The sequence below is a fragment of the Halobacillus sp. HZG1 genome, assembly GCF_035818575.1.
In the GTDB taxonomy this organism is placed as follows: Bacteria; Bacillota; Bacilli; order Bacillales; family Halobacillaceae; genus Halobacillus; species Halobacillus litoralis.
Genome location: NZ_JAYLVQ010000082.1, coordinates 93,278 through 116,623, shown reverse-complemented (window position 1 = coordinate 116,623; position 23,346 = coordinate 93,278). Strand labels below are relative to the sequence as shown.

The following is a 23,346-nucleotide window of genomic DNA, read 5'->3' as shown; positions in this document are numbered from 1 at the left end:
GGGAAAAAAGTGCTTGGTGAGACCCCACAGGACGCAGTCCGAGGAGGCTCACCGCGCTCCCGCGGAAAGCGAGCTATTCCCCGCAGCCCCCATCCACTCAACAAACGTCTCGAAACTGAGTCTTCAAGAAACCTGCCATTTACTTTAATAATGCGGGTGATGTGGAGGGGAAATGGGTATTCGCACAGGGACGGACTCGTCGACATAGGTTAAGTTGTAGATGAGGAGGTAGAAAATGAATAGAAATAATTTTCTTGCCGTAGATGTCGGAAACAGCTGGTACAAAGCGTTGGTATCCGATCAAGGGGAAATGTTTGATTATCAAATGCCGAACGCCATCGCCTTGTTTGATGAGGAATTTTACGAAAAACCTTATGACGAAGATGATATGGATCTTGAGGAAAATTTGATTGTTGAAATCAAAAGCCCCTCTCTAAAGGATCGACGCGAGATCTTTTATATTGGAAAGTCAGCCATGCAGCAGAAAAACGTCAGCTTAACATCCTTCAATAATCAAAAAGTGGATGAAGAGCGTACCTACCTTCTGCTTTTTGCAACCGCTGCCTACCACGCTTTACTGACGAATCCTGCTGAAGAGGATCTCCATTTTACCATCGATCAGCTGGCCGTATCCTTGCCAACGACCCAATATAAGGAAAAGAAAGATCTGTTCAAACAGCGCTTGATTGGAAATCATACGGTCATTTTTCATAAAATGCCGGGAGTCAGGGAGCCGAAAGAAGTCGCAATCAAAATACAAATTGAGGATGTTATTGTTGGTGCGGAAGGCGCCCTTGCCTACTTAGCTTTGACAAGGGACCAAGAGACGCTCATGATTTCGGACGATTCCCTTGTCAAAGATTCCTCCAAAGGCATTCTTATCGGAGACCTAGGTGGGGATTCGGTGGACTTTGTAGGGATCAAGAAAAATAAACCGGTTGCTTCTATTGAAGGGGAGCCGTTCGGCATCAATCAATACCTCGACCATATCATACAAAAAGTAAGTAAAAATGAAATGTACAGCTTCAATTCACGTTCAGAGCTTGAAGAAAAACTTGTAGCCGGACAGTCCGAATGGTACGTGGAGCCATTTGCAGGAGTCCGGAAAGATATTAGTAAATACATCACACCACAGCTTCGTCTGATGGCGATCAAGTACCTCGAACACTTTGACAGAGTGAGAAGCCGTTCCAATGAAATCAAGGGGGCCTCCCGATACATCGCGGTCGGCGGAGCCGCTGAAATCGCTGAAAAACAAATCAAAGAAGCCGCCGTGAAATGGAGTGAGCGCGGCCGTCCAATTGAATTACTGTTCCCTGAAAACATGTCAAAATTAAATGTCCAAGGATTGATGATTCTGGCCAAGATGCAATGGATAAGTAAAAACAAAGAATATGCAGATGGTTACGCTTATACCAAAAGTTAGAGGGTGAAGGCATGTCAAACGTATATCACGATTACTTCAAACAAACCGTGCTGACAATCCCTGATACCTTTATTGATATAAAAACCGGGGATCAGCACACGGTCCTCCCTGAATTAAAAGAGGAAATCGCTTATCACTCAGAAAATAACACACTGAACCATTTACTGTTTTCGGCCCTGCATCACTACTTCCTTAAAGCTCAAACTTCTCAACAAGAGGTAACCAACATTCTGTTGACTGAATTGCAGGAAATAAAGAGAATGCTTGCGGCAGGGTCTTTTCAGGAGAGACGTGTCACAACATCCATCGAGAAACCACCTGTTTCACAGGAGATGGACATTTTGGAAATCGAGGATTTGTTAGAAGCTTTCGGTGGGTAAACCGTATGTACCAGAAGGTAGACATTTTTCAGTCTGCCTTCTTTTCTTTTACATGTTTCCGTATAGAAGGGTGAATTCAGATTGGAGGTTCTTTTATAAGTGAACGGCTGGCAGGCAGGTAATGGCACAAAAACAAGATAAATCCACCGTGATACAGATGCCAGTACCTACGAGGTCATCCAGACTCTTATGATCCAGCTGGTGACAGGCGGATCCGTGTTTGCTGGGACAATGCTTTGGATGACGATCTTTCAAGTCTGTCTTAAAGTCAAGAAGCTCAAGTACCGCGCAGCCTTTATTCAGCTCTTTAATTTTGAAAACGTGAGTGTGGATACACTTAATCTTCTCTTTCTTCGAGTGACAGGCATAAGTGGTTACCCCTGTCCCTTTGAAAGGTTCGCATCCGCAATATAAAAGAAAGGGTATCGTGTTTTTCTTCACACGTTTCTTTCCCAGCAGCTCATGAATGGATTGCTGACAGGATGTATGACATTCATCTTTATTCACTTTATTTTGCGCATACAAAATCGCCTCTAATACATCTTCTACACAATTTTTATAATGCTTCATTTTATCGTGTTTATCTTTTTTCCCACAACAACCATCCTTATGATGGCGATCGTAGTCATAATCATATGCTCGAAAACTCATTATTACACTCCTTAATATTTCAGTTACCGTATTATACGTGCGGAGATGATTTTCGATTGATTTGTGTGCCTACAGCAGAGGAATTTTCTCTCAACTATAGAAAATGAGAGAACCCCTCTATACTTCCGACCCCTACCATATTCCCAGTCCAGGACTTTTTCATTATGAGCGTATCGTACCTTGGTCCACCTCCTTCCTTCACTTATACTGAGAATAATAGAAAGGAAAGGTCAGTGATTCCCCAATGCTTTACATACGGCAGGTTGAAGAAATTATAAAGGATACGCTGCTTGAACATCAGCTGGAAATCAATTATGAAATCAACAATAAACTCCCAGCTCCTATGAGTTATAACGTATCCACAAATACAGTGAATTTTAACTATCTACAAATCAATGGATATATGAGTAAAATAAAAGTAAATGAGCCTGAAGAAAACGTCGTGAAAATCATCCTCTATCATGAAATCGGCTACTATCTCACTTTCAAGAAACATAAACACGATCTGCGGACACTCATGTATGGAGGAGATGAAGAAATTGAAGAACTGAAATCCGTCATAGAAGCCAATGCCTGGAATTATGGACGGGCATTAGTCCCCGAACATTTAGTTGAAACTTACGACCTCGTTCGGGAAAAAGACGAGAATCTTCTGCAAGGATTGAAATAAAAATCCCTACATTCTACAAATTATCCTTAAAATTGGAAGGTCATTGTATGGAACTTGTAGAAATAGTTATACACAGTCACTCCATGATTAGGCTTAATAAAAAAGGAAGGTGAATGGCATGTTCAAGAATCGTTTATTCAAGAATGTTCTATTCCGATGGATGCCACATAAAGAGCAAAGCATTTGTGAAAAAAGATTGATCAAAGTCGTCAAACGCCTGAAGGTTGAGAATTTCAATTTTAATTGGGACCGTAACAGTTGTTTTGTGGAATTTACATATCAAGGGGAGAGCTATCGCCTGGAGCATTCCGTTGATAAAGCCAAGGAAAAAGGCATTATTTTAAGGAATGGTTTGGATTGCTTGAATGAATTGACACAGTCACTTGAAGATTTGGGCTTGATTATCGACCGTGGCATGTATGACTTTGACACTTGGATTGCCGGCATGAGACAGTCACCTTCCGTTGAGGAAACGCCTGAAGTGCAGGACGAATTACAGTTCAAGTATAAAACTCTGGGAAAACAAGCGGGAGAAGAAACCATTGCGCTTAAACCAGAAACTTCGTTTAAGAAGTTCGACGAAAACCATACATCATCGAAACGGACGCAAATAAAATAAAAAAATGACCTGCCTCTTTATTCAAAAGAGCAGGTCATTTTTTATGAATTTTTTTCTTTCCGATGTAGACCCACATAACTACGTAAGTGGTAAAAAGCAATAGCAAAAACATAGGGGCAGATAGCACATCACGTATAATCACCGTCGCATCACATCCTTTCTATTTTAAACTGTCCAAGGGAAATGGAAAGAATGCATAGAAAAGGACAATGATCGGAACAGATACGAGAAGAGCCCGGACTGGGTTTCTATAATGAAGATAAAGGACGCCGAATAGTACGGCATTTAAAGGAATATTGAGCCAGTTGTTCCACCCATGATCGTAGACATACATCCCTTTCAGTGAAAACAGCCATTCCAAAACCGTATAAAACGCAACCCAGACCGTAATATAAATAAACTGGCTGCTCCTCGTTTGGGGAAAACGCTGCAAATAGATAATTAAGCCGACAGGGCAGATGAAAAAAGTGAACGCCATATTGATGATGGAATGATTCAGCCACTCCATCGTTATCCCTCGGAATGCCCACAGCGTGTGGTTGTAATAAAGGAAATTATAGGTCATGTTGACAGCAATGAAGAATAGAATCGTCGGATATTGCTTCCCTACCTGCTTCCAGTCAACAAATCGATAAGCAAAAAGGACCCACACCACAATAACTAATAATAAATACATCTCCCACCACTCCAAAGAATCAATTATTCCCATTCTTCACCCACCCCATCCCCTTTATACATGCGCTTTTAATTACCAAAAATACCCACACCAGGTCATCCAAAGGTGTGGGAAATAATGTAATAAGCGCAAAAAAAAAACGCCTGCTTCGTTTCGCTTGGGAGCGATGGAAGCAGGCGTTTTTTAAGGTGGTTTACCTTAGAGTATATGGTTTAATAGGCAAGTGCGAATAGTCCCTTGATATGGGAAAGGTAGCGCACGTTACTCGCTTCTTTCATGACAGAAGCCGGAAGACCTTTCAATGGTGTCTGGTTGGCACCGATGAAAGCAACCGCATCTTTACGGCCAAGGCTTGCAAGTGTACCTGAATTGACAGGTTCAAACTCTTCAAAGCTCTTGTCTTCAAGGAAGGCATATAGGTTATAACCGACGGTGTCACCCATCTGCCAAGCGATTTGTGCTGTCGGTGGCTGTGGACGTTCCTCACCTGGTTTGAAGTAAACCGCACTGTCACCAACAACAAATACGTCTTTGTGAGATACGGACTGAAGGTAATTGTTCACAGACGCACGCCCGCGATTCACTTCAATACCGGATTCACCGACAAGTGGATTTCCTGCAACTCCGCCTGTCCAAACAAACGTGTTCGCTGTCAGCTTACGGCCGTCTTTCAACTCGATGACGTTTCCTTCTACATTCGTGACAGGAAGTTCTGTCAGGAATTCTACGCCGCGCTTTTCAAGACTCTTCGTTGCTCTTTCAATCAAGTGATCAGGAAGCATTGGCAAAATTTTCGGCATCGCTTCTACAAGGGTAAGCTTGATTTCATCAGGGTTAACGCCATATTTTTTAGCCATTGCTGGTGTTTCATCAGCCAACTCACCGACAAGCTCGACACCAGTCAAGCCACCGCCTCCAATGACGATGTGTGCATCAGCTTCGTTATTGGACGCTGCATAATCACGGATACGAGCTTCCACATGTTCACGGATTTTGTTTGCATCTTCCGCAGATTTAAGAACCATGCTGTGTTCCTGTAATCCTGGGATGCCGAAGTAGTTGGTTACACTACCCAGTGCCACGACCAAAGCATCATAGAACAATTCAGAACCATCTTCCAGTGAAATCTTTTTGTCGTTGACAGAAAAGGACTCGACCGTTGCAACCTTAAGGTTGATGTCTTTTCCTTTCAACAACTTTTCAAGAGGAAGTGCTGCCGCCTGCTCAGAAATGTTTCCTGCTGCTAAACGGTGCAATTCTGTAATGATTTGGTGTGTCGGAGTTTTGTTAATGATTGTGACGTTCGCTTCGGAAGCGTCCATGTATTGGCGCACAGACAACGCAGCAAGAAGCCCGCCGTAACCGCCGCCTAAAATGACGATTTCTTTTGACATGTTGATTCCTCCATTTCCTACTCTTTGTGATTGCGTTCAGCAGATACTTTTAAGTATGCGTTGACGAAACGGAACATTTTCTGAGCCTGAGGGTCTTTCAACATCTTCATCAAGCCGAATAGTCCGATGACTTCTGAGCTGCTTTCCGCATGATCTTTCGCTTCGATTGCGTTCTGCGCTACTTCTTTCACGGTATGTTTGAGAGGCTCAGCCACTTCTGACATGAACTCAACCGTGTCTTTTTTCAGAACTTCATCCGTCGCAATCGATTGAACGGTGTCGTAGGAGCTTGAAAGAATCTTCACCAATTCGGTAAGCTTCGGAAGCTCTTTCACAAGAACAGTCAAAGATTCCTGTACTTCAGGTTCCAGTAGTTGGTCGAGCAGTTCACGCTCGTCACGAGCAACGTTTGTCTGCCCGTCTTTTTCTGTTGTGAATGAATCTGCCATATCCACTTCTCCTTTTTTGAGCCCGGGGCTCATTTTTTTATAAGTAAATAACTAGTACAAGCAACGAAAGCTCTACCTGTTATAAAACAGTAAGAGTGCCATTTTATAGCTAACGTTACTAGAGTAAAATATAATCTTGTGAAGCACAACACATTCTGACAAAATAAACGGTTACATCTATAATTTTTTTCAAAATCGCTGTTTTTTTACAGCATTTTCAATCAAAAAGACGGATTTATCACTCTTATTATCATTCGCTAAAGATATTTTCTCATACTGTCATATACCTTTTTTAAATGAGGAAAGGTTCTCCATACAAGAAAGAGGCTAACCATGGACCCGATTAGCCTCCTCCAACAATGTTACGGTAGATCGTTACCGGCAGCGCGGTAAAGCTCGTACCATTCTTCTCTGGACAATACAATATGAGAAGCTTTGGCAATGTCCTGCATTCGCTGGGTGTTCATGGACCCCACGACAGGTTGAATGTTAGCAGGGTGACGCAGAATCCAGGCAATGGCGATGGCAGAATCCGTCACGTCATACTTCCCAGCAAGTTCCTGCAGCTTGGCATTCACTTCCGGAAAAGCGTCATTCCCTACAAAAGGACCTTCAATCATTCCGTGCTGGAATGGCGACCAGGCTTGAACCGTTATATCATTCAGGCGGCAGTATTCCAAAACATTGCTGTCCCTGACGATGGCCGGGTCGTTCTGCATGTTCACATTGAATCCAGCATCAATCATCGGTGTATGGACGATGCTGAGTTGCAGCTGGTTGACGATCAAGCTGTCGCCCACATATTTCTTCAGCAGTTCCATCTGCATCGGGTTTTGGTTACTGACGCCAAAGTAACGTACCTTCCCACTTTCTTTCAGTGTGGCAAACGCTTCAGCTACTTCTTCCGGCTCCATCAAAGCGTCCGGACGGTGGAGTAGAAAACTATCCAGGTAATCTGTATTCAACCGCTTCAGACTCCCGTCTACAGACTCCAGAATGTGTTCTTTAGAAAAATCGAAGAAACCATTGCGAATGCCACACTTCGATTGAAGCATGATGTCCTCACGTGACACATCCGTCGTTTTGAGGGCGTCAGCAAATACGAATTCCGATTCGCCTTTTCCATAGATGTCCGCGTGATCAAATAAGTCGACCCCATTTTCGACCGCATTTGTAATCACTTCCGACGCATCCTTCGTGCTCAGTTCACTCATTCTCATACAGCCGAGCGCAATCTCCCCGACTTGTAAATCACTTTTTCCTAATTGAATTTTCTTCACAATGCTTCCACCTTTCATTCCAAACCTATCTTTATCTTATCACTTTCCCTCAAAACCTTAAGAAATAACGCTTACCAGTAAAAGGAGTACCAGGTCATCCAGATTCTGGATGACCTGGTACTCCTTTTATTTCCAATAATCCTCATTCCCTTATATACTTTAAATAAGATCGATCATTTCAGAGGAGGAACTTTGTATGGGGAACATGGAAACACTGAACCAATCGAACTTCAAAAAAGGCGCCTATTCGTTTTACGAAGAGCTTCGAGAGAGTCAACCGATTTTTCCAATGAACAATGATGGCACGAATCACTCCTGGATGATTACAAAGTACGATCACGTGAAAGAGCTGTTGAAATCACCTAGTTTCATTAAAGACCAAAGCAAGTTATTCTCATCTTCCACCCAAGACACGGGCGAAAATGACTTCAACATCTTCCAAAACATGATGCTCGACGTGGATCCGCCCGACCATACACGCCTTCGTAAACTTGTCCAACCTTACTTCAACCCTAAGACCATTAAACAATTGGAACCAAGGATCCGTGAAATTGCAGATGATCTGTTGAACCAGATGAAACAAAAAGATACCACGGTGGATTTAATTGATGATTATGCTTTTCCTCTGCCCATTATCGTCATCAGTGAGATGCTCGGTGTTCCCGCAGAGGACAGGGATAAATTCAGACAGTGGTCCAACACGATTGTCTCTGCCTCCAACGAAATGGACCCTGACTTCATGGTGGATGTAGAAGCGTTCACTACATACCTGACCGAGCTTTTTGAACAACGTAAAGCAGAGCCTCAGGATGATCTCGTTTCCCACCTCATCCAAACGGAAGAAGACGGGGAGCAGCTGACAAGAAATGAACTCTACTCTATGATTGTCCTTTTAATCATCGCCGGTCATGAAACAACCGTCAATTTGATCGGGAACACGATGTTTGCCCTATTTGAGCATTCTGACCAGCTTGAAAAAGTAAAAGCTGACCCATCTCTCATACCTGGGGCCATTGAAGAAGGGCTTCGTTATTACAGCCCTGTCGATTTCTCAACGGCCAGATGGGCAGATGATGACATTGATTTCCACGGACAGCCTATCAGACGTGGGGATTTCGTTATCGCATCGATCAGTTCGGCTAACCGTGATGAAGAAAAATTTGAACATGCTTCTCACTTTGATGTGACGAGAGAAAGAAATGCGCATGTGGCATTCGGATTCGGCATCCACTTTTGTCTCGGTGCCCCTCTCGCCCGACTCGAAGGGAAAATTGCGCTGGAAAAATTACTAACCACTTTCCCTGATATTGATCTGAAACGCAATGGAACTCAGCCTGAATGGCGGTCTGTTTTCCTATTAAGAGGACTAGACTCCCTCCCCGTTTCTATATAAAAAAAAGCCACTTGATGAACGCATCAAGTGGTTTTTCTTCTAAATGCATAGATAAGGGTGATCACAAAGAGAAGGCCTGCAAGAATAAAAGCAGAGTTCACAACAAGAGGAACGTCATTCCCCTGATTTTTAACCCCGATGCCGATAAACGCCCAGACAAAAACGAGCGGGTACACCCAGTCATCCTGGCTTTTCATAAAGAAAACCGCAAGCAGTGTGCCTACAATCATCAGCAGGACCGTCCATACAGAAGCCGAAATGCCGAATCCATCCCAGCCGACATAGGTTAAGTAATAGCTGATATTCGCGATGGTCGCGACACTGATCCAGCCAAGGTAAACGGAGAACGGAAGCCGGTCGAAAAAAGAAGCATCATTTTTCTGTAAGGTTTGATACAAGCGGATCAATGTTAACAGCAAGGCAATCATGACCACTACCGAGATTCCGAAAAACTCATAATGCCACATAAAGATCCAGAGAGCATTCAGCAAGCTGCTTAAGACGAAAAGGCCGCTTGTCTCTTGATAGATAGGCAGGTCGCGTCTACTCTTCGGAAACTGTCGAATCACCCAGATTCCTAGTAAAATGTAAATAAGTCCCCATATACTGAAAACATAACCAGCAGGAGTGAATAACACGTTCAGACGATTGGATATTTCACCTGTCGTCTGGCCGTTCAGAGGTAAAGCATTGGCAAGCACGTTCACAGTGACTACAAGAATGAATGCCAGTACGTTCATGATCCATTTCCCCATAAAAACTCCTCCTCTATACTCCGATTGATACATAGTATTCCTTTTCATGCCCTATTAAAACACGATCATCCACATCGATGAAAAAAACTCTTCTCCCATTTCGGGTTATGCATGTCCCAATTAAGGGAACAGTATAAAGGGAATTTTTTCACACTACGAAAAAGGAGTGGAAAACATGAATAACAAGCAATTTGAAAAAATGAAAAACGGTAATGGATTCATCGCGGCACTGGACCAGAGCGGTGGTAGTACACCAAAAGCACTGGCCGCTTATGGCGTCCCTGAAGATTCCTATTCCGGTGAAGATGAGATGTTCGACCTTGTCCACCAGATGCGGACAAGAATCATCACCTCTCCTTCTTTTGATGCCGACCACATTCTTGGTGCCATTCTCTTTGAGCAAACGATGGATCGTGAAATTGAAGGACAGTTCACGGCGGATTACTTGGCGAGCAAAGGCGTTGTTCCTTTCCTTAAAGTTGACAAAGGACTGGCAGAAAAAGAAAACGGTGTCCAACTCATGAAACCGATCGATGACCTGGACGAAACACTCCGTCGTGCTAATGAACGCAACATTTTCGGCACAAAGATGCGTTCTGTCATCCATGAGCCGAACCCTAGCGGAATCAAAGAAGTGGTTCAGCAGCAGTTCGACATCGGAAAAAGAATCATCGCTTCCGATCTTGTACCCATCATCGAACCAGAAGTCGATATTCACAGCAGTGACAAGGAAAAATGCGAAGAACTCCTCCGAGATGAGATCTTGAAACACTTGAATGAGTTATCTGAAGAGGAGAACGTAATGCTGAAGCTGACGATCCCTACGCAGCCGAACGCATATAAAGAACTCGTCGATCATCCTCGAGTCGTCCGTGTCGTTGCTCTTTCCGGTGGTTATTCCCGTGAAGAAGCGAACGAGAAGCTCAAGGAAAACGATGGCGTCATTGCAAGTTTCTCCCGCGCACTTGCCGCAGACTTGAATGCCAATCAGTCTGAGGACGAATTCGATGCAGAGCTTAAGAAAGCCGTAGATTCCATCTATGATGCTTCAGTCAATAAAAAATAACCAGCGCAAAAAGGTGCGATCCTAGGATCGCACCTTTTTTATTATTCATTTCTTAATAGTCTCATACTGTTGAGAATGACAAGTAAAGCTGCTCCCGTATCACTTAATACAGCCATCCATAAGGTAAGAACACCAGGGAAAATGAGTAGCAGCGCCGCAAGCTTCGTAACTAAGGAAAACCACACATTCTGTTTAATAATTTTCAAAGCTTTTCTGCTCAAACGAATGGTGTGAGGAAGCTTCTCGAGATTATCAGCCATCAAAACAATATCTGCGGTTTCCATAGCGGTATCCGTTCCCGCTCCCCCCATAGCAATCCCAAGATCAGAGGTAGCTAAAGCCGGGGCATCATTAATTCCATCTCCCACCATGGCTACACTCTTGCCTTCCGCTTGGAGCTTCTTCACAGCTGAAACCTTATCTTCTGGTAAAAGCTCAGCAAAATAACGAGTCACACCAGTTTCCCTGGCTATCTTATCAGCGGTTCCTTTATTATCCCCTGTGAGCATCACCATTTCCTGCATCCCTACCTGTTTCAGCTTTTGAATCGACTGAACGGTGATGTCACGGATGGTATCAGCCACAGCGATGACGCCTAGAACCGTGGCTGAAGTCCCTACAACCACGATGGTGTGACCCTCTTTTTGGTACTCAGCAATTTGATCTTTCCTATCAGTAAGAGGTACATTCATATCTTCAAACAACTTTGGACTTCCAGCATAATATTCTGTGCCATCCAACTCCGCCTTAGCCCCTTTTCCGGCGATGGTTTGATAGTTTTCCCCATCCAGGGCCGCGATGTTTCGTTCGTTAGCATACGTCGTAATCGCCTGAGCTATCGGGTGGGTAGAATATTCCTCAATAGTACGCGTTATACGGATCAACTCATCTTCGCTTACGCCAATGGCCTGCACTTCAGAAACCTTTGGACGACCTTCTGTGAGCGTCCCTGTCTTATCGAAAGCGATGGCTTTAATCATTCCGGCCTTCTCCAGAAAAGTACCGCCCTTGATGAGGACACCATTCTTAGCGGCATTCCCGATAGCTGAAACAATCGCAACTGGTGTGGAAATGACAAGCGCACAAGGACAGGCGACCACGAGTAAAGCGAGTCCTTTATACAGCCATTCTCCCCACGTACCAAAACCGAAGAGAGGCGGAAGGACCATGACCAACAGAGCGAGGGTGAAGACAATCGGCGTATAGACTCGCGCAAAACGGTCGACGAAAGCCTGGGTGGGCGCTCTTTTTTCTTGAGCCTCTTCCACGAGGTGGATGATTTTTGCGATCGTTGTATCTTCCACGAGCTTTGTGACTTCGATTTCCAACGATCCACTTTCATTCACTGTCCCTGCATAAACGATATCTCCCGTTTGTTTGTCTACAGGCAAGGATTCTCCCGTGATTGGAGCCTGATTGACACTGGATGTACCTGTCACCACTTCACCATCCAAAGGAATTTTCTCTCCTGGTTTAACGATGATCACTTCCCCAACCCCAACCTCTTCTACTGCTTTACGGATGAGTTCGCTGCCTGACTTGACTGTAGCCTCTTTAGGGGTGAGATTGATTAAACTTCTGATCGATTCTCGTGTCCGTTCAATCGACCGGTTTTGAAGTGTATTGCCTAATGCGAACAACCAGACGACCATGGCCCCCTCAAACCATTCCCCGATTAGAGAAGCACCGATCGCTGCCGATGCCATGAGGACGTTCATATCCAAAGAACCGCTCTTGATGGCATAAAAAGCACTTCTTGCAGGCTTGAACCCGCCAATCAAAATGGCCGCCGCATAAAAAGCCGTTATGAATTCTGCGGGGATGCTTGTAAACGAACCTATAAATCCAAGACCAAGGAACACTCCGGAGAAAGTCGTTGTTGAGAGGCTTTTAGATTTGTCAGCTTTCTGATTATAGTTGTCTTCTTTTCCTTCCAAGAAAGCTTGAAAACCGGCCCTGCCTACTTCTTTCATAATTTCTTTCGGAGAGGTTGTATGCTGAATCTGCATCTTCCCTGTTGAAAATTGGACTTGCACATCCTGGACCGCAGGATTTTTGCTCAAATGCTTTTCAATCGTCATGGCACAAGAACCACAATCCATCCCCTCAATTTTATAGGTTTGTTGATTCTTTTGACCATCCACCCGTTCCACTTCAAAACCTAACCGGCGAATATGCTTCGGTATTTGTTCATATAGGGATTCATTTTCAGCACCTACTGTCATCTTCCCTGTCCCGTATTGAACGTTAACCGATTGAATTCCGTTGATTTTCTGAAGACCTTTTTCAATCGTGGCGGCACAAGAAGGACAATCCATGCCTTTGACATCGAATTTCACTACGTTTGAACCTTCTTCTGTTTTTTCAACATCTGCGTCTGTGGTACAGCATGAAACCTCTGTCTGCTCATTTCCACAGCAAGAGTTCTGATGCGCTTCTTCGCTCTTTGTGTCACTAGAACAACATGCGAAATTCGCCTCTGGTTCCTCCGTAGCACTCGAACAACAAGTCGTTTGCGTCTCCACTTCTTCCATTGCGGTGGACCTGGAACAACAAGACACCGCTTCATCTATTAAAACCTCTTCTGAACTTGAACAGCAGCTTGCTTTTTTCTCATTACTCATTCTCTCACCTCTGTTTCTCTCTAAAATTCTTTAGAGTGTTGAATCGCAATAGAAACCAACTGATGCACATGATCGTCAGCCAAAGAATAGAAAACGAGCTTCCCTTCTTTACGGTATTTAGCTAATTTCATATTTCGCAGTAATCGGAGGTGATGCGAAGCGGTCGCTGTCGTTGAACCAATAATATTCGCAACATCACACACGCAAAGCTCATTTTCAAGTGTCAGGGCATAGGCGATTTTCAAGCGTGTCGCATCAGATAAAGCTTTGAAAATCAGCTCTACCCCAAGGACTTCATCCACCTTAGGCTGGACTCTTTGAACAAGCTCTTCATCATAACAAAAAGTATCGCACGTATCTTTTGGAGTTTTCTTTACAACTTTTTCACTCAATCTATTCACCTACATTCAAATAATTGTTTTAATGTTTAATTACAGTGTATGCCCTTTCTTTCAACCTCGTCAATGGTAATAATCAAATATTCATTTGAATATATAAATGATCTGAAGAACATGAAACCTAATAGACATCAGGCCGTTTGACCAAAATCTCCCCTATAAGCAGAGGCACGATCGCTTGGCGATTCGCTACCCCTTTGGCGCGACCCGCTAACCCTTTGGCGCGACTCGCATCACCTTTGGCGCGATTCGCTACCCCTTTGGAGCGACCCGCTAACCCTTTGGCGCGATTCGCTACCCCTTTGGCGCGACCCGCTAACCCTTTGGCGCGACTCGCATCACCTTTGGCGCGACCCGCTACCCCTTTGGCGCGATTCGCTACCCCTTTGGCGCGACTCGCTACCCCTTTGGCGCGACTCGCTACCCCTTTGGCGCGACTCGCTACCCCTTTGGCGCGACTCGCATCACCTTTGGCGCGACCCGCTAACTCTTTGGCGCGATTCGCTACCCCTTTGGCGCGACTCGCATCACCTTTGGCGCGACTCGCTACCCCTTTGGCGCGACCCGCTACCCCTTTGGCGCGACCAGCTAACTCTTTGGCGCGATCCGCTACCTCTTTGGCGCGGCCAACAAAAAAAGCCTTCCCTCAATCGAAATTGAGAGAAGACTCCTTCTTACCTGAACAAATCCAACAAGCGATCCCAGAAGCTCTTTTCTTCTTCTTTCTCTGGTGCCTCTTCTTGTTCTTCGTCCTTTTTAATGCTTTCCGTCTTAATGACAAACTGCACCGATCCAACCTTTTCATTCTTCGCGGAAACGAAGGAAGCTGGTTCGAAATCGGATTTATCGTATTCTTCGACCATTTGTTCAATCTCTGAATCCATCTGACCAGGTAAATCACTGGTGCTGGACGCTAATTCAGATGTACCTTCCTGAAGTTCTGCAGCTCCATTTTCAAGTTCAGAAGTTCCGTTCGTCAAGCTTCCAATGCCGCTGTGGATGTCTCCATAAGAACCTGCCAACTGGTCAACACCACCTGTGTACTCCTTTAGTCCAGCGTGAAATTCACCATACTTCGAGGAAAGTGACTGTAAACCTTCCTGCAGTTGTTTCACAGACTCCCCGATATTCATATTTTCCATACTGGTACCAATTTGGTCGGCCATCGTGTTCAGGTTTGTACTCATTTCATTCAATGAACCGGCACTCTGTTCCAAGGCTGGAACTACGGCCTGATACGCTTCTTTTACATTACCGTACGTTCCTTTTGCGGTTTGAGCGGCCTGGTATGTTTCCACAAGCTTATTGACGACTTCCGGATCAGCCCCGCTTTCACGTAGAGCCTGGATTTCCTGTTCTGAAATCTGATACCCGGGAATGGCTTCGATCGACTGACTCAACGCCTGATGGGCTTGGCTGTACTGATCCTTCAAGTTCGTCAATCCTTTTTCAACCTCATTCAAACCTGAAGAAAGCTGACCCAAGCCCTCTTCCATTTTGGCAAAATCACTCACGTTCACTTCTCCAGATCCAGAAGCGACAGCATCGTTCATCTGCTGCAGTGCGTTTTTGATGGAAGCGGAACCTTCCACAAGCTCTGATGAACCATTGCTTACCCCTTGAATGCCGTTGTTAAATTGTTCTGACCCGTCATACAGGCTTGCTGCGCCATCATTCAGTTCAGAGATTCCATTTTTGAGTTCACCGACACCTTTGTTGATTTCAGCGGTGGCATTCGACAATGAGCCCATGTCGTTCTTCATTCCGCCAATATCAGGTGCGTCAATGGACATGGAGGATGGAATCGCTGCAAATTCAATGCTTTCCATCTCCAAATCAGTGACGTCCGCCATCAGAGTGAAACTTCCTTCTTTTTCTGGCATGACAGTGAATGTCACTTGCCGGTCTTTCCCGGCGTTTGCGACCGTTCCTTCAGGAGCCTGAATGTTTTCATAAATCATCGAATCCAACTTCATCGTGATTTGCATCAAGTAGTTGTTGAAAAAGCTCTCATCCGCCTTTTCATTTTTCGTTGTATCAATACTCACTTTGAGCTTCCCGTCTTTTCCGACCAGCTCTTCAGGATTCATGGCTTCTCCATCTAATTGATAGGAAACATCGATATTCCATGGCAGAGGTTTGCCTTCCAAATTGCCTTGATAGTAATACTCTTCTTCTTCAGCGTTCAATTCGACTTTTTCATTCTGCTGCTCAATTTCTGTAACATCCGTCAGATTTTGGACACTTGTGTAAGGGCCGTAATCGACGATTTTTCCAGGCTCTTCAATTGTAAAATTGTTGACGACGTACATTTCTTCTTGATCTCCGGTAGCATCGAGCGTGGTGTACACGACTTCATGCTTTTCCGAGTAGGAGCCTTTCGCTTCAGGCTCTGTTTTTCCGTTGTCTTCTGCCGATACAGGAACAGTCGGCAGGACGAGAAGAAATGCTGTGAACAGCGCTGTCGCACGTTTGAATCTCATCCTCACTTCTCCTCCTTATAAAAATTAGCTTTCCAAGTCGTTCTTTTAATCACACGGTCAAAGATCACTAGCAGGGCCGGAAGCACGAACACAACCATAAGGAAGGCAAGCAGAGCTCCCCGTCCTAACAACAATCCGATGGAAGATACAATCGGATTAGTGGATGTGATCCATAAAATGAATCCGACACTCGACAGGATGGACGCTGATACGAAAATCGCAAAAATTTTATCATCGATCGTCTTCTTAATTGCCTCAAGAGCTGGCATTTCTTTTCTCAAATGATTATAGTTTTCCGTAAACAAGATCGCATAGTCCACCGTCGCCGCAAGCTGGATGGTACTGATTAAGAGATATCCGACATAAACAAGCGACGTATCCATAAAGTACGGGAACGATAAGTTGATCCATACGGAAGCCTGAATCGTCACAAGCAGAACGACAGGGATCGAAATTGACCGGAACGTGAGCAGAAGTACCAGCGCTACTGTCACGACCGTCAAAATATTGACGAGCCGGTTATCGTCTTGGACGATGTTTTTCATATCATACAAAGTGACACTCTCACCGAGCATATGCGTTTCATCATAATATTCCCCGGTCGTTTCCTTGATTTTCTCTATGAGAGAAAAGGCTTTTTCCCCTTCGGCATCCGTTTCGGTGTATAGCGTAATCCGTGCATAGTTCTCCGAATAAAACGACTCCGTGACCGACTCCTCCAAATAAGCGGGCGGGATGGCAGGGCTGACCATGTTGACGTAGGAGATGACACTGGAAACAAGCGGAAGGTTCTCCAACTCCCGTACAAGCTCTTCCTCTTTGGCACGATCGCCTTCAGGGACGAGCAGAACCATCGGCATGTTCTTCCCGAACTCCTCCTGAATCGCTCTCGCATCCTGGCCTGCCCTTGTGTTTTCAGGATGTTCGCCTGTTCCATAAATGAATGAAGTTTCGCTTTGGGCCAAGAAGGCAGGAACGATGATCAGAATGACAAAGATCAAACTCGGAATACGGAATTTCATGACTCGTCTGCCGATTCCTTTGAAATTCGGAACGAACGGGCGATGCTGGGTACGGTCAATCCAGTGATAGAACATCAACGTAAGCGCTGGAAGGAAGATCATGACGCTGAGGAAACTCAACAGGATACCTTTCAGCAAGTTGAGACCTAAGTCTGCCCCGATGCCGAAGTCCATAAATGTAAGAGCCGTAAATCCGAAGAAGGTCGTCGACGCACTGGCGATGATCGCCGGGAAGGACCGTTTCATCGCAAGGTGCATCGCTTCTTTCGGATCGGACACTTCTTTTCGATAATCCGAAAAGCTATGCAGCAGGAAGATCGCATAGTCAAGCGACACCGCGAGCTGTAAAATCGGTGCGACAGACTGCGTAACAAACGACACTTCTCCAATGAAAATATTCGTCCCCAGGTTGATCAGGACAGAAACGCCAATCGCCGTTAAAAAGAAGACCGGTTCCATCCAAGATGTCGTAGACAAAATCAGAATGAGGATAATGATCGGAACAAGTAGTGCAGCCGCATACATCGACTCACTGCCCGCCATCTTCTGGGAGACCGCCGTGTTGACCGCTTCCCCTGCCACAGCATTTTCTTCGCCAATCAAATCGTAAATGGCATCGGTCGCTTCCACTTCGAACCCTTCTTCAATGGTCACAGAAAAAAGGGCCGAATCACCTTGGTAATACGTTTCCACGGTATCCGGGTCTGCCATTTCGAGCGGTACTTTCATATCGATGACATCATCGAGCCACATCACATTGGTGACTCCTTCAATCAAGTCGAGTTCTTCTTTATAACTTAGTGCCTCGGTAACGGAGATGTCCCGGACCAGGACCCGGGTATTCTCTACCGGCTCATCAAACTCTTCCTCCATCAACTCCATCGCTTCCATAGATGGAGAATTCTTCGGCAGATAATCGACCATGTTGTAATTGACCGATACCCCGAACTGCGCCACTGTACTGAGGATGGTTAAAATCATAAAAATAATGACAATGCTTTTCTTATGTTTAATTATTCTTGATGCCCAGCCAATAAGGCCTCACCTCTCTTGCAAATGACATTCATACATTCTATCATTTTATTAACACCGTGTTGGATATTCAACAAACAGTTTTTTAACTATCGTCAGTTTCCCAACATAACCTTATTTTGTGTTGGATTGTCACAGAAATGTAACAAAAGGGGCCATAACCATGAACGAAAAACTCGACCGCAGAAAAAAATATACACGAAGAGTACTAAAGGAAAGTTTAATCAGTCTGCTTGCCACAAAGCCGATTTCGGATATCACGGTAAAAGAATTATGCGCGCTTGCTGATATCAACCGATCGACCTTCTACACCCATTACTCAGACCATTACGACCTGCTCAGCAAAATCGAAGAGGAAATCACAGAAGACATGAACCGCTACCTGCACAGCTATAACTACGAACATGAAGAAGAATCTATTCAGATGACTGAAAAGATATTGGAATACATCATTGAAAACAAGCTGATGTTCCGTACCTTGCTCAATAAAGAAGCAGCTCCGACTTTTGAAAAACGGATGATGGATCTGACGCGGGGATTCATGAGGAACAATTGGATGGACGAGCATGTGACGAAGAAACATGAATCGGAGTACTTAAGCTCCTTTGTCATCAGTGGAGCCATTCATGTCATCAAAGATTGGATTGAAAAAGATATGGATCAATCACCGCGCGAGATGGCAGTCATGATCAATCATTTTATTAATTATGGTTTTTCTTACCTTGAATAATTATCCTTATTCGAAATGAGCAGATCATTCCGTATCATAACTCAAACCTTTCCATTATGGGGTGGAAGGTGATCCAATAGATTCCTTCCCCTCCCTCTCATCCCCCTCTCAACAATATAAATTCAAATTCGATTTTTAATAACGGTTGACTTTTATTGGCTAGACCTATATATTTTGCACTAAGGAAACTTTTTGAGCGATCTTCAATTTTTGTCAACTTTCTGTGCTGCCACCCATATAGTAAAAGGACTATTTTTTTACCCAAAAAGTTGCAATAAGGAAAATTAAATGAACACAACAAATTTTTGTGATAATACGACAAATCCATGAGTATATCTAAATCTTATAATCATGGGGATATTCAGATAAAGGAGGGAAAAAGATGGCGAATCCTGCGCTATCCATCAAAAATCTTCACGTTTCGTACTATGGGAATGAAGCGGTGAAAGAGGTCAGCTTAACTGTGAACCAAGGAAATCTCGTCGGCATTATTGGTCCAAATGGTGCTGGGAAATCCACTTTTTTAAAAGCCATGCTGAATTTAATTCCAAGAGATAAAGGGGAAATTAGAATTCTTGGAAAAACAGTGAAAGAAGTGAGGAAGAAAATCGCTTATATGCCTCAGCGGAATGATATCGACTGGGATTTCCCGATCACCGTCCTTGATGCGGTCCTGATCGGCACTTATCCCAATCTAAAATTATTCAAGCGTCCAAAAAAGAAAGATAAAGAATGGGCGATGGAATGTCTCGGCAGGGTCGGTATGGAAGACTTCAGCAAAAGGCAGATCGGAGAATTATCCGGCGGTCAACAGCAACGTGTCTTTTTAGCCAGGGCACTCGCACAGAAAGCTGAGTTGTTCTTCCTTGATGAGCCGTTTGTCGGTGTGGATGCATCGAGTGAAGAGACAATTGTACGCATTTTGAAAGAATTGTGTTCGCAGGGAAAGACGGTCATCGTCGTGCATCACGACTTGAGCAAAGCCAACGACTATTTCAATCAACTCATTCTTTTAAACAAAGAATTGATTGGATTCGGCTCCGTGCAGGAAGTCTTCAAAACAGAAATCATTGAAAAAGCCTACCAGGGGCAGTTTGCTTTCATGAAAGAGATAGGAGTGTAAGTCATGGCTTTTATTGAAGCAATTATGCAATATGGATTTTTACAAAAGGCGTTATTAACGTCAGTTATGGTCGGAATCATTTGTGGAGTGATTGGTTGTTTCATCATTCTTAGAGGAATGGCCCTCATGGGAGACGCCATCTCTCATGCCGTTCTGCCTGGAGTTGCAATTTCCTATATGTTCGGAATCAATTTCTTCTTTGGCGCTGTTTTCAGTGGTGTCCTTACGGCGGTTGCCATCGGATTCGTCACTCAGAACAGCCGGATCAAACACGACACATCGATCGGCATCATGTTCACCGCGGCCTTCGCAGCAGGGATTATCATCATTACCATGCTTAAAAGCAGCACAGATCTCTATCATATACTTTTCGGAAATGTCCTTGCAGTCAGAGCCTCTGATATGTGGATTACGCTCGGAATCGGTGTCGTCATTTTAGCCGCTGTGTACCTTTTTTATAAAGAACTCCTGGTCACCTCGTTCGATGAAACGATGGGAGCGGCTTACGGGTTACCTGTACGACTGATTCACTATTTCCTGATGACTCTACTAACGATGGGAACCGTCGCCTCGTTACAAACGGTAGGAATCGTTCTCGTTGTTGCGATGCTGATCACACCTGCAGCGGCTGCCTACCTTTTGACGGACCGTTTATGGGTGATGATTTTCCTTGCTTCTGGAATCGGAGTCCTTTCGTCTGTCATCGGGCTTTACTTCAGTTTCACCTATAACCTGGCTTCAGGAGCGACCATCGTCATAGCAGCAACGGCCATTTTTGTGCTGGTCTTCCTGTTCTCCCCCAAACACGGGTGGTTATGGAGAATGTTGAAAGTAAGAAAGAAGAAAGCATCTCTTGTTTAATATAGAAATTTTCATAGATAAAAAAGAGGAGGAATTTTCATGATGAAGAAAAAGTTATTGTTATTAGCAGCCACTCTTTTCACCCTGCTTCTTTTGGCAGCATGCGGTGGAGAGGAAGCGAACGGAAACACGGAACAGGAGGACGGGAAAGTCCAAGTCGTAACTACGTACTCCATTGTCTATGACATTGTAAAAAATATCGGCGGAGATCAGGTCGATATTCACAGTTTAGCGCCTATTGGTTCCAATCCCCATGAGTATGATCCGTTACCAGAAGACGTAAAGAAAGCCACGGATGCGGATGCTGTATTCTACAATGGCCTCAACCTTGAAGCAGGAAATGCCTGGTTCAACAAACTGATGGAAACCGCTGGTAAAGACGGTGAAGATGCGCCCGTATTCCTTATGAGTGATGGAGTGGAAGCCATGTACTTAACCTCAGAAGGAAATGAAGGGGAAGAGGACCCTCACGCTTGGCTGGATATCCGGAATGGAATCAAGTATGCCGAAAATGCAAGAGATGGACTCATCAAAGTCGACCCTGAAAACAAAGATATCTATGAAAAGAATGCCGAAGAATACATTGCTGAACTTCAAGCGTTACACGACAAAGCCGTCGAGCAGTTCAATGACATTCCAAAAGAAGAGCGCGTACTTGTGACAAGTGAAGGAGCGTTCAAATACTTCAGTGATGCTTATGGGTTCCAGGCGGAATACATTTGGGAAATCAACCAGGAAAATCAAGGGACCCCGGATCAAATTACAAGAATCGTAGATATCATCAATGACAAACAAATCACAGGGCTGTTTTTAGAAACAAGTATCGACCCGCGCAGTATGGAAGCTGTCTCGAATGAAACCGATGTTCCGATCATGGGCGATGTATTCACCGACTCTTTAGCTGAACCAGGTGAAGAAGGCGATACGTATATATCCATGATGGAGTCCAACATAAATACAATTAAAAAAGGATTGAGCAAGTAACTCGAAAGCTGCCAACACCTGGTTTATGTTGGCAGCTTTTTCATGTTTTTTACAGATTATTTTAAAAAATATATGGAATCTATTGGAATATGGTGGTATAGTTTAACTATCTTGTATTGCAAGCTATTTTTTAAACTACACTATCTTGTTATGCAATATAGTTATGAAAGTGGTGAAACTTTGTCTTCCAGTCAAATATTAAAAGGCATTCTAGAAGGTTGTCTCCTCTCCATCATCGCTAAAGGAGAAACTTATGGATACGAAATGATTGAAAAACTCGATCAGTATGGATTTACCATGGTCAAAGAAGGCAGTATCTATCCCCTCCTCTTGCGAATGAAAAAACAAGGGCTTGTCGAGACAAGTCAAAAACAGCTCCCTTCCGGTGGTCCGAAGCGGAAGTATTACACGATTACAGAAAACGGCAGGAGAGAACTGGAAACATTTAAAGGTAACTGGGACGCTATTTCCACCAGTGTTACAAAATTGATGAAGGAGGAATCCCAAAGTGAATTTGTCAAAGAAGAGTGAAACGTTCTTAGAAAGTTTACATCTCTACCTGATTTCCAGTGGAAAAAAGGAAACAGAAACCCGTGAAATTGTCGAGGAACTACGTGACCATTTAACAGAGGCTGAAAAGGAAGGAAAGAATGTAGACGACATCATTGGTCTCTCCCCAAAAGAATATATGGAACAAGTATCCAGAGAGATGCCTTTTGATTTCCGTATGCTGTTCAGTGCCTTTACCATCTTTGTTTTCGGCACCCTCTCCTACCTTTTATTAGGGGATATCATCAGCGGGGGTGCACAACTATCGATGATCCAAATGATCGGCTACCCGATCCTGATGGTTGTGTACCTTCTCTCTCTTGCCACTCTCCTGCGTTATACCTCTTTACATCAATTTGATAAAAAGAAAGAGTATATGCTGATCGGTGTTTTTGGGTTTCTAAAAATTTCTCTTTTCATCGCCGTCCTCTCGCTTGATCAAGCCATCGATTCTCCGGTTATTGTCCTTTCACCGCTTAGCAACGTTATCGCTGCCTTGTTAACAATCGGTTTCTTTATCGGAGCTTCCTTTTGGGCAAAGACATGGATCATGATTATCACTGTTCTTATCATGATCATCCCAGAGATTCTTGTCCAAAGTCTTTCGTTGAGCGAAGAAGCGAGCCTCATAACGAAGAGTGTTTTAATATTCGGGGGACTATTTCTTTACTTTTGGCTACTTAATCGTAAAGAAAAGTCAAAAGACACGTACGCCACTTCCTTTTGACTTTATACTACTAGAAAAATATAGAAGCTCCACACCTATATAGGTGTGGAGCTA

Annotated in this window: 22 protein-coding genes; 12 read left to right on the top strand and 10 right to left on the bottom strand. The window is 44.2% G+C overall.

Going from position 1 to position 23,346, the window contains the following annotated elements; all coding sequences use genetic code 11:
• Window positions 1–235: 235 nt before the first annotated feature.
• Complete coding sequence (locus VKA52_RS17770) at window positions 236–1,426, top strand: ParM/StbA family protein (RefSeq protein WP_326316661.1); 1,191 nt, start codon at window positions 236–238, stop codon at window positions 1,424–1,426.
• 11 nt (window positions 1,427–1,437) lie between these two features.
• On the top strand, window positions 1,438–1,806 hold the full coding sequence (locus VKA52_RS17765) for a hypothetical protein (RefSeq protein ID WP_326316660.1): 369 nt from the start codon (window positions 1,438–1,440) through the stop codon (window positions 1,804–1,806).
• A 93-nt stretch (window positions 1,807–1,899) separates the two neighbouring features.
• Here VKA52_RS17765 and VKA52_RS17760 read toward each other — a convergent pair whose 3' ends face one another.
• Window positions 1,900–2,457, bottom strand: coding sequence for a CotY/CotZ family spore coat protein (locus VKA52_RS17760; RefSeq protein WP_160915880.1), 558 nt, complete (start codon window positions 2,455–2,457; stop codon window positions 1,900–1,902).
• 244 nt (window positions 2,458–2,701) lie between these two features.
• Between VKA52_RS17760 and VKA52_RS17755 the strand changes: the two genes are divergently transcribed.
• Both VKA52_RS17755 and VKA52_RS17750 read left to right on the top strand, forming a co-directional pair.
• Window positions 2,702–3,127 carry a hypothetical protein gene (locus tag VKA52_RS17755; RefSeq protein WP_160915881.1) on the top strand — a complete coding sequence of 142 codons (426 nt, stop codon included), beginning with the start codon at window positions 2,702–2,704 and terminating at the stop codon, window positions 3,125–3,127.
• A gap of 118 nt (window positions 3,128–3,245) precedes the next feature.
• Complete coding sequence (locus tag VKA52_RS17750) at window positions 3,246–3,746, top strand: hypothetical protein (protein WP_160915883.1); 501 nt, start codon at window positions 3,246–3,248, stop codon at window positions 3,744–3,746.
• Window positions 3,747–3,906: 160 nt separating this feature from the next.
• Here VKA52_RS17750 and VKA52_RS17745 read toward each other — a convergent pair whose 3' ends face one another.
• The 4 genes from VKA52_RS17745 to VKA52_RS17730 form a co-directional block, all read right to left on the bottom strand.
• Entirely contained in the window at window positions 3,907–4,455 is a 549-nt protein-coding gene (locus tag VKA52_RS17745) for a CBO0543 family protein (protein WP_326316659.1), read from the bottom strand.
• A gap of 179 nt (window positions 4,456–4,634) precedes the next feature.
• A complete protein-coding gene (locus tag VKA52_RS17740; protein WP_160915887.1) occupies window positions 4,635–5,816 on the bottom strand; it encodes an NAD(P)/FAD-dependent oxidoreductase in 1,182 nt (393 codons plus the stop codon).
• A 17-nt stretch (window positions 5,817–5,833) separates the two neighbouring features.
• The gene (locus tag VKA52_RS17735) at window positions 5,834–6,265 is read right to left on the bottom strand and encodes a DUF1641 domain-containing protein (protein WP_160915889.1); all 432 of its coding nucleotides are present in this window, start codon (window positions 6,263–6,265) and stop codon (window positions 5,834–5,836) included.
• A gap of 362 nt (window positions 6,266–6,627) precedes the next feature.
• Complete coding sequence (locus VKA52_RS17730; RefSeq protein ID WP_326316658.1) at window positions 6,628–7,545, bottom strand: aldo/keto reductase; 918 nt, start codon at window positions 7,543–7,545, stop codon at window positions 6,628–6,630.
• A 196-nt stretch (window positions 7,546–7,741) separates the two neighbouring features.
• Between VKA52_RS17730 and VKA52_RS17725 the strand changes: the two genes are divergently transcribed.
• A complete protein-coding gene (locus VKA52_RS17725) occupies window positions 7,742–8,938 on the top strand; it encodes a cytochrome P450 family protein (RefSeq protein ID WP_326316657.1) in 1,197 nt (398 codons plus the stop codon).
• 23 nt (window positions 8,939–8,961) lie between these two features.
• On the opposite strand, the gene VKA52_RS17720 is transcribed toward VKA52_RS17725, so the two are convergent.
• Entirely contained in the window at window positions 8,962–9,693 is a 732-nt protein-coding gene (locus VKA52_RS17720; RefSeq protein WP_326316656.1) for a TspO/MBR family protein, read from the bottom strand.
• A 175-nt stretch (window positions 9,694–9,868) separates the two neighbouring features.
• Between VKA52_RS17720 and VKA52_RS17715 the strand changes: the two genes are divergently transcribed.
• A complete protein-coding gene (locus VKA52_RS17715; protein ID WP_326316655.1) occupies window positions 9,869–10,759 on the top strand; it encodes a fructose bisphosphate aldolase in 891 nt (296 codons plus the stop codon).
• Between the two features lie 41 nt (window positions 10,760–10,800).
• On the opposite strand, the gene VKA52_RS17710 is transcribed toward VKA52_RS17715, so the two are convergent.
• The 4 genes from VKA52_RS17710 to VKA52_RS17695 form a co-directional block, all read right to left on the bottom strand.
• Entirely contained in the window at window positions 10,801–13,383 is a 2,583-nt protein-coding gene (locus VKA52_RS17710) for a heavy metal translocating P-type ATPase (RefSeq protein WP_326316654.1), read from the bottom strand.
• Between the two features lie 20 nt (window positions 13,384–13,403).
• The gene (locus tag VKA52_RS17705; RefSeq protein ID WP_160915900.1) at window positions 13,404–13,775 is read right to left on the bottom strand and encodes an ArsR/SmtB family transcription factor; all 372 of its coding nucleotides are present in this window, start codon (window positions 13,773–13,775) and stop codon (window positions 13,404–13,406) included.
• Between the two features lie 680 nt (window positions 13,776–14,455).
• A complete protein-coding gene (locus VKA52_RS17700) occupies window positions 14,456–16,264 on the bottom strand; it encodes a YhgE/Pip domain-containing protein (protein WP_326316653.1) in 1,809 nt (602 codons plus the stop codon).
• A 2-nt stretch (window positions 16,265–16,266) separates the two neighbouring features.
• On the bottom strand, window positions 16,267–18,267 hold the full coding sequence (locus VKA52_RS17695; protein ID WP_326316652.1) for an efflux RND transporter permease subunit: 2,001 nt from the start codon (window positions 18,265–18,267) through the stop codon (window positions 16,267–16,269).
• A gap of 214 nt (window positions 18,268–18,481) precedes the next feature.
• Between VKA52_RS17695 and VKA52_RS17690 the strand changes: the two genes are divergently transcribed.
• From VKA52_RS17690 to VKA52_RS17665, 6 genes are all read left to right on the top strand, one after another.
• Window positions 18,482–19,048, top strand: coding sequence for a TetR/AcrR family transcriptional regulator (locus VKA52_RS17690; protein WP_326316651.1), 567 nt, complete (start codon window positions 18,482–18,484; stop codon window positions 19,046–19,048).
• Between the two features lie 382 nt (window positions 19,049–19,430).
• Complete coding sequence (locus tag VKA52_RS17685; RefSeq protein ID WP_326316650.1) at window positions 19,431–20,171, top strand: metal ABC transporter ATP-binding protein; 741 nt, start codon at window positions 19,431–19,433, stop codon at window positions 20,169–20,171.
• 3 nt (window positions 20,172–20,174) lie between these two features.
• Complete coding sequence (locus VKA52_RS17680; protein WP_326316649.1) at window positions 20,175–21,032, top strand: metal ABC transporter permease; 858 nt, start codon at window positions 20,175–20,177, stop codon at window positions 21,030–21,032.
• A gap of 42 nt (window positions 21,033–21,074) precedes the next feature.
• Entirely contained in the window at window positions 21,075–22,016 is a 942-nt protein-coding gene (locus tag VKA52_RS17675) for a metal ABC transporter solute-binding protein, Zn/Mn family (RefSeq protein WP_442788860.1), read from the top strand.
• 180 nt (window positions 22,017–22,196) lie between these two features.
• Entirely contained in the window at window positions 22,197–22,547 is a 351-nt protein-coding gene (locus VKA52_RS17670; protein ID WP_326316647.1) for a PadR family transcriptional regulator, read from the top strand.
• Complete coding sequence (locus VKA52_RS17665; RefSeq protein WP_326316646.1) at window positions 22,525–23,292, top strand: DUF1129 family protein; 768 nt, start codon at window positions 22,525–22,527, stop codon at window positions 23,290–23,292. The genes VKA52_RS17670 and VKA52_RS17665 overlap by 23 nt, the downstream gene beginning before the upstream one ends.
• Window positions 23,293–23,346: the final 54 nt, after the last annotated feature.

What these genes read in the sequence shown, in the direction of transcription:
- VKA52_RS17770 (WP_326316661.1), top strand. Translation starts at nt 236, where the DNA reads ATGAATAGAAATAATTTTCTTGCCGTAGATGTCGGAAACAGCTGGTAC.
- VKA52_RS17765 (WP_326316660.1), top strand. Translation starts at nt 1,438, where the DNA reads ATGTCAAACGTATATCACGATTACTTCAAACAAACCGTGCTGACAATC.
- VKA52_RS17760 (WP_160915880.1), bottom strand. Translation starts at nt 2,457, where the DNA reads ATGAGTTTTCGAGCATATGATTATGACTACGATCGCCATCATAAGGAT.
- VKA52_RS17755 (WP_160915881.1), top strand. Translation starts at nt 2,702, where the DNA reads ATGCTTTACATACGGCAGGTTGAAGAAATTATAAAGGATACGCTGCTT.
- VKA52_RS17750 (WP_160915883.1), top strand. Translation starts at nt 3,246, where the DNA reads ATGTTCAAGAATCGTTTATTCAAGAATGTTCTATTCCGATGGATGCCA.
- VKA52_RS17745 (WP_326316659.1), bottom strand. Translation starts at nt 4,455, where the DNA reads ATGGGAATAATTGATTCTTTGGAGTGGTGGGAGATGTATTTATTATTA.
- VKA52_RS17740 (WP_160915887.1), bottom strand. Translation starts at nt 5,816, where the DNA reads ATGTCAAAAGAAATCGTCATTTTAGGCGGCGGTTACGGCGGGCTTCTT.
- VKA52_RS17735 (WP_160915889.1), bottom strand. Translation starts at nt 6,265, where the DNA reads ATGGCAGATTCATTCACAACAGAAAAAGACGGGCAGACAAACGTTGCT.
- VKA52_RS17725 (WP_326316657.1), top strand. Translation starts at nt 7,742, where the DNA reads ATGGGGAACATGGAAACACTGAACCAATCGAACTTCAAAAAAGGCGCC.
- VKA52_RS17720 (WP_326316656.1), bottom strand. Translation starts at nt 9,693, where the DNA reads ATGGGGAAATGGATCATGAACGTACTGGCATTCATTCTTGTAGTCACT.
- VKA52_RS17715 (WP_326316655.1), top strand. Translation starts at nt 9,869, where the DNA reads ATGAATAACAAGCAATTTGAAAAAATGAAAAACGGTAATGGATTCATC.
- VKA52_RS17710 (WP_326316654.1), bottom strand. Translation starts at nt 13,383, where the DNA reads ATGAGTAATGAGAAAAAAGCAAGCTGCTGTTCAAGTTCAGAAGAGGTT.
- VKA52_RS17700 (WP_326316653.1), bottom strand. Translation starts at nt 16,264, where the DNA reads ATGAGATTCAAACGTGCGACAGCGCTGTTCACAGCATTTCTTCTCGTC.
- VKA52_RS17695 (WP_326316652.1), bottom strand. Translation starts at nt 18,267, where the DNA reads ATGATTTTAACCATCCTCAGTACAGTGGCGCAGTTCGGGGTATCGGTC.
- VKA52_RS17690 (WP_326316651.1), top strand. Translation starts at nt 18,482, where the DNA reads ATGAACGAAAAACTCGACCGCAGAAAAAAATATACACGAAGAGTACTA.
- VKA52_RS17685 (WP_326316650.1), top strand. Translation starts at nt 19,431, where the DNA reads ATGGCGAATCCTGCGCTATCCATCAAAAATCTTCACGTTTCGTACTAT.
- VKA52_RS17680 (WP_326316649.1), top strand. Translation starts at nt 20,175, where the DNA reads ATGGCTTTTATTGAAGCAATTATGCAATATGGATTTTTACAAAAGGCG.
- VKA52_RS17675 (WP_442788860.1), top strand. Translation starts at nt 21,075, where the DNA reads ATGAAGAAAAAGTTATTGTTATTAGCAGCCACTCTTTTCACCCTGCTT.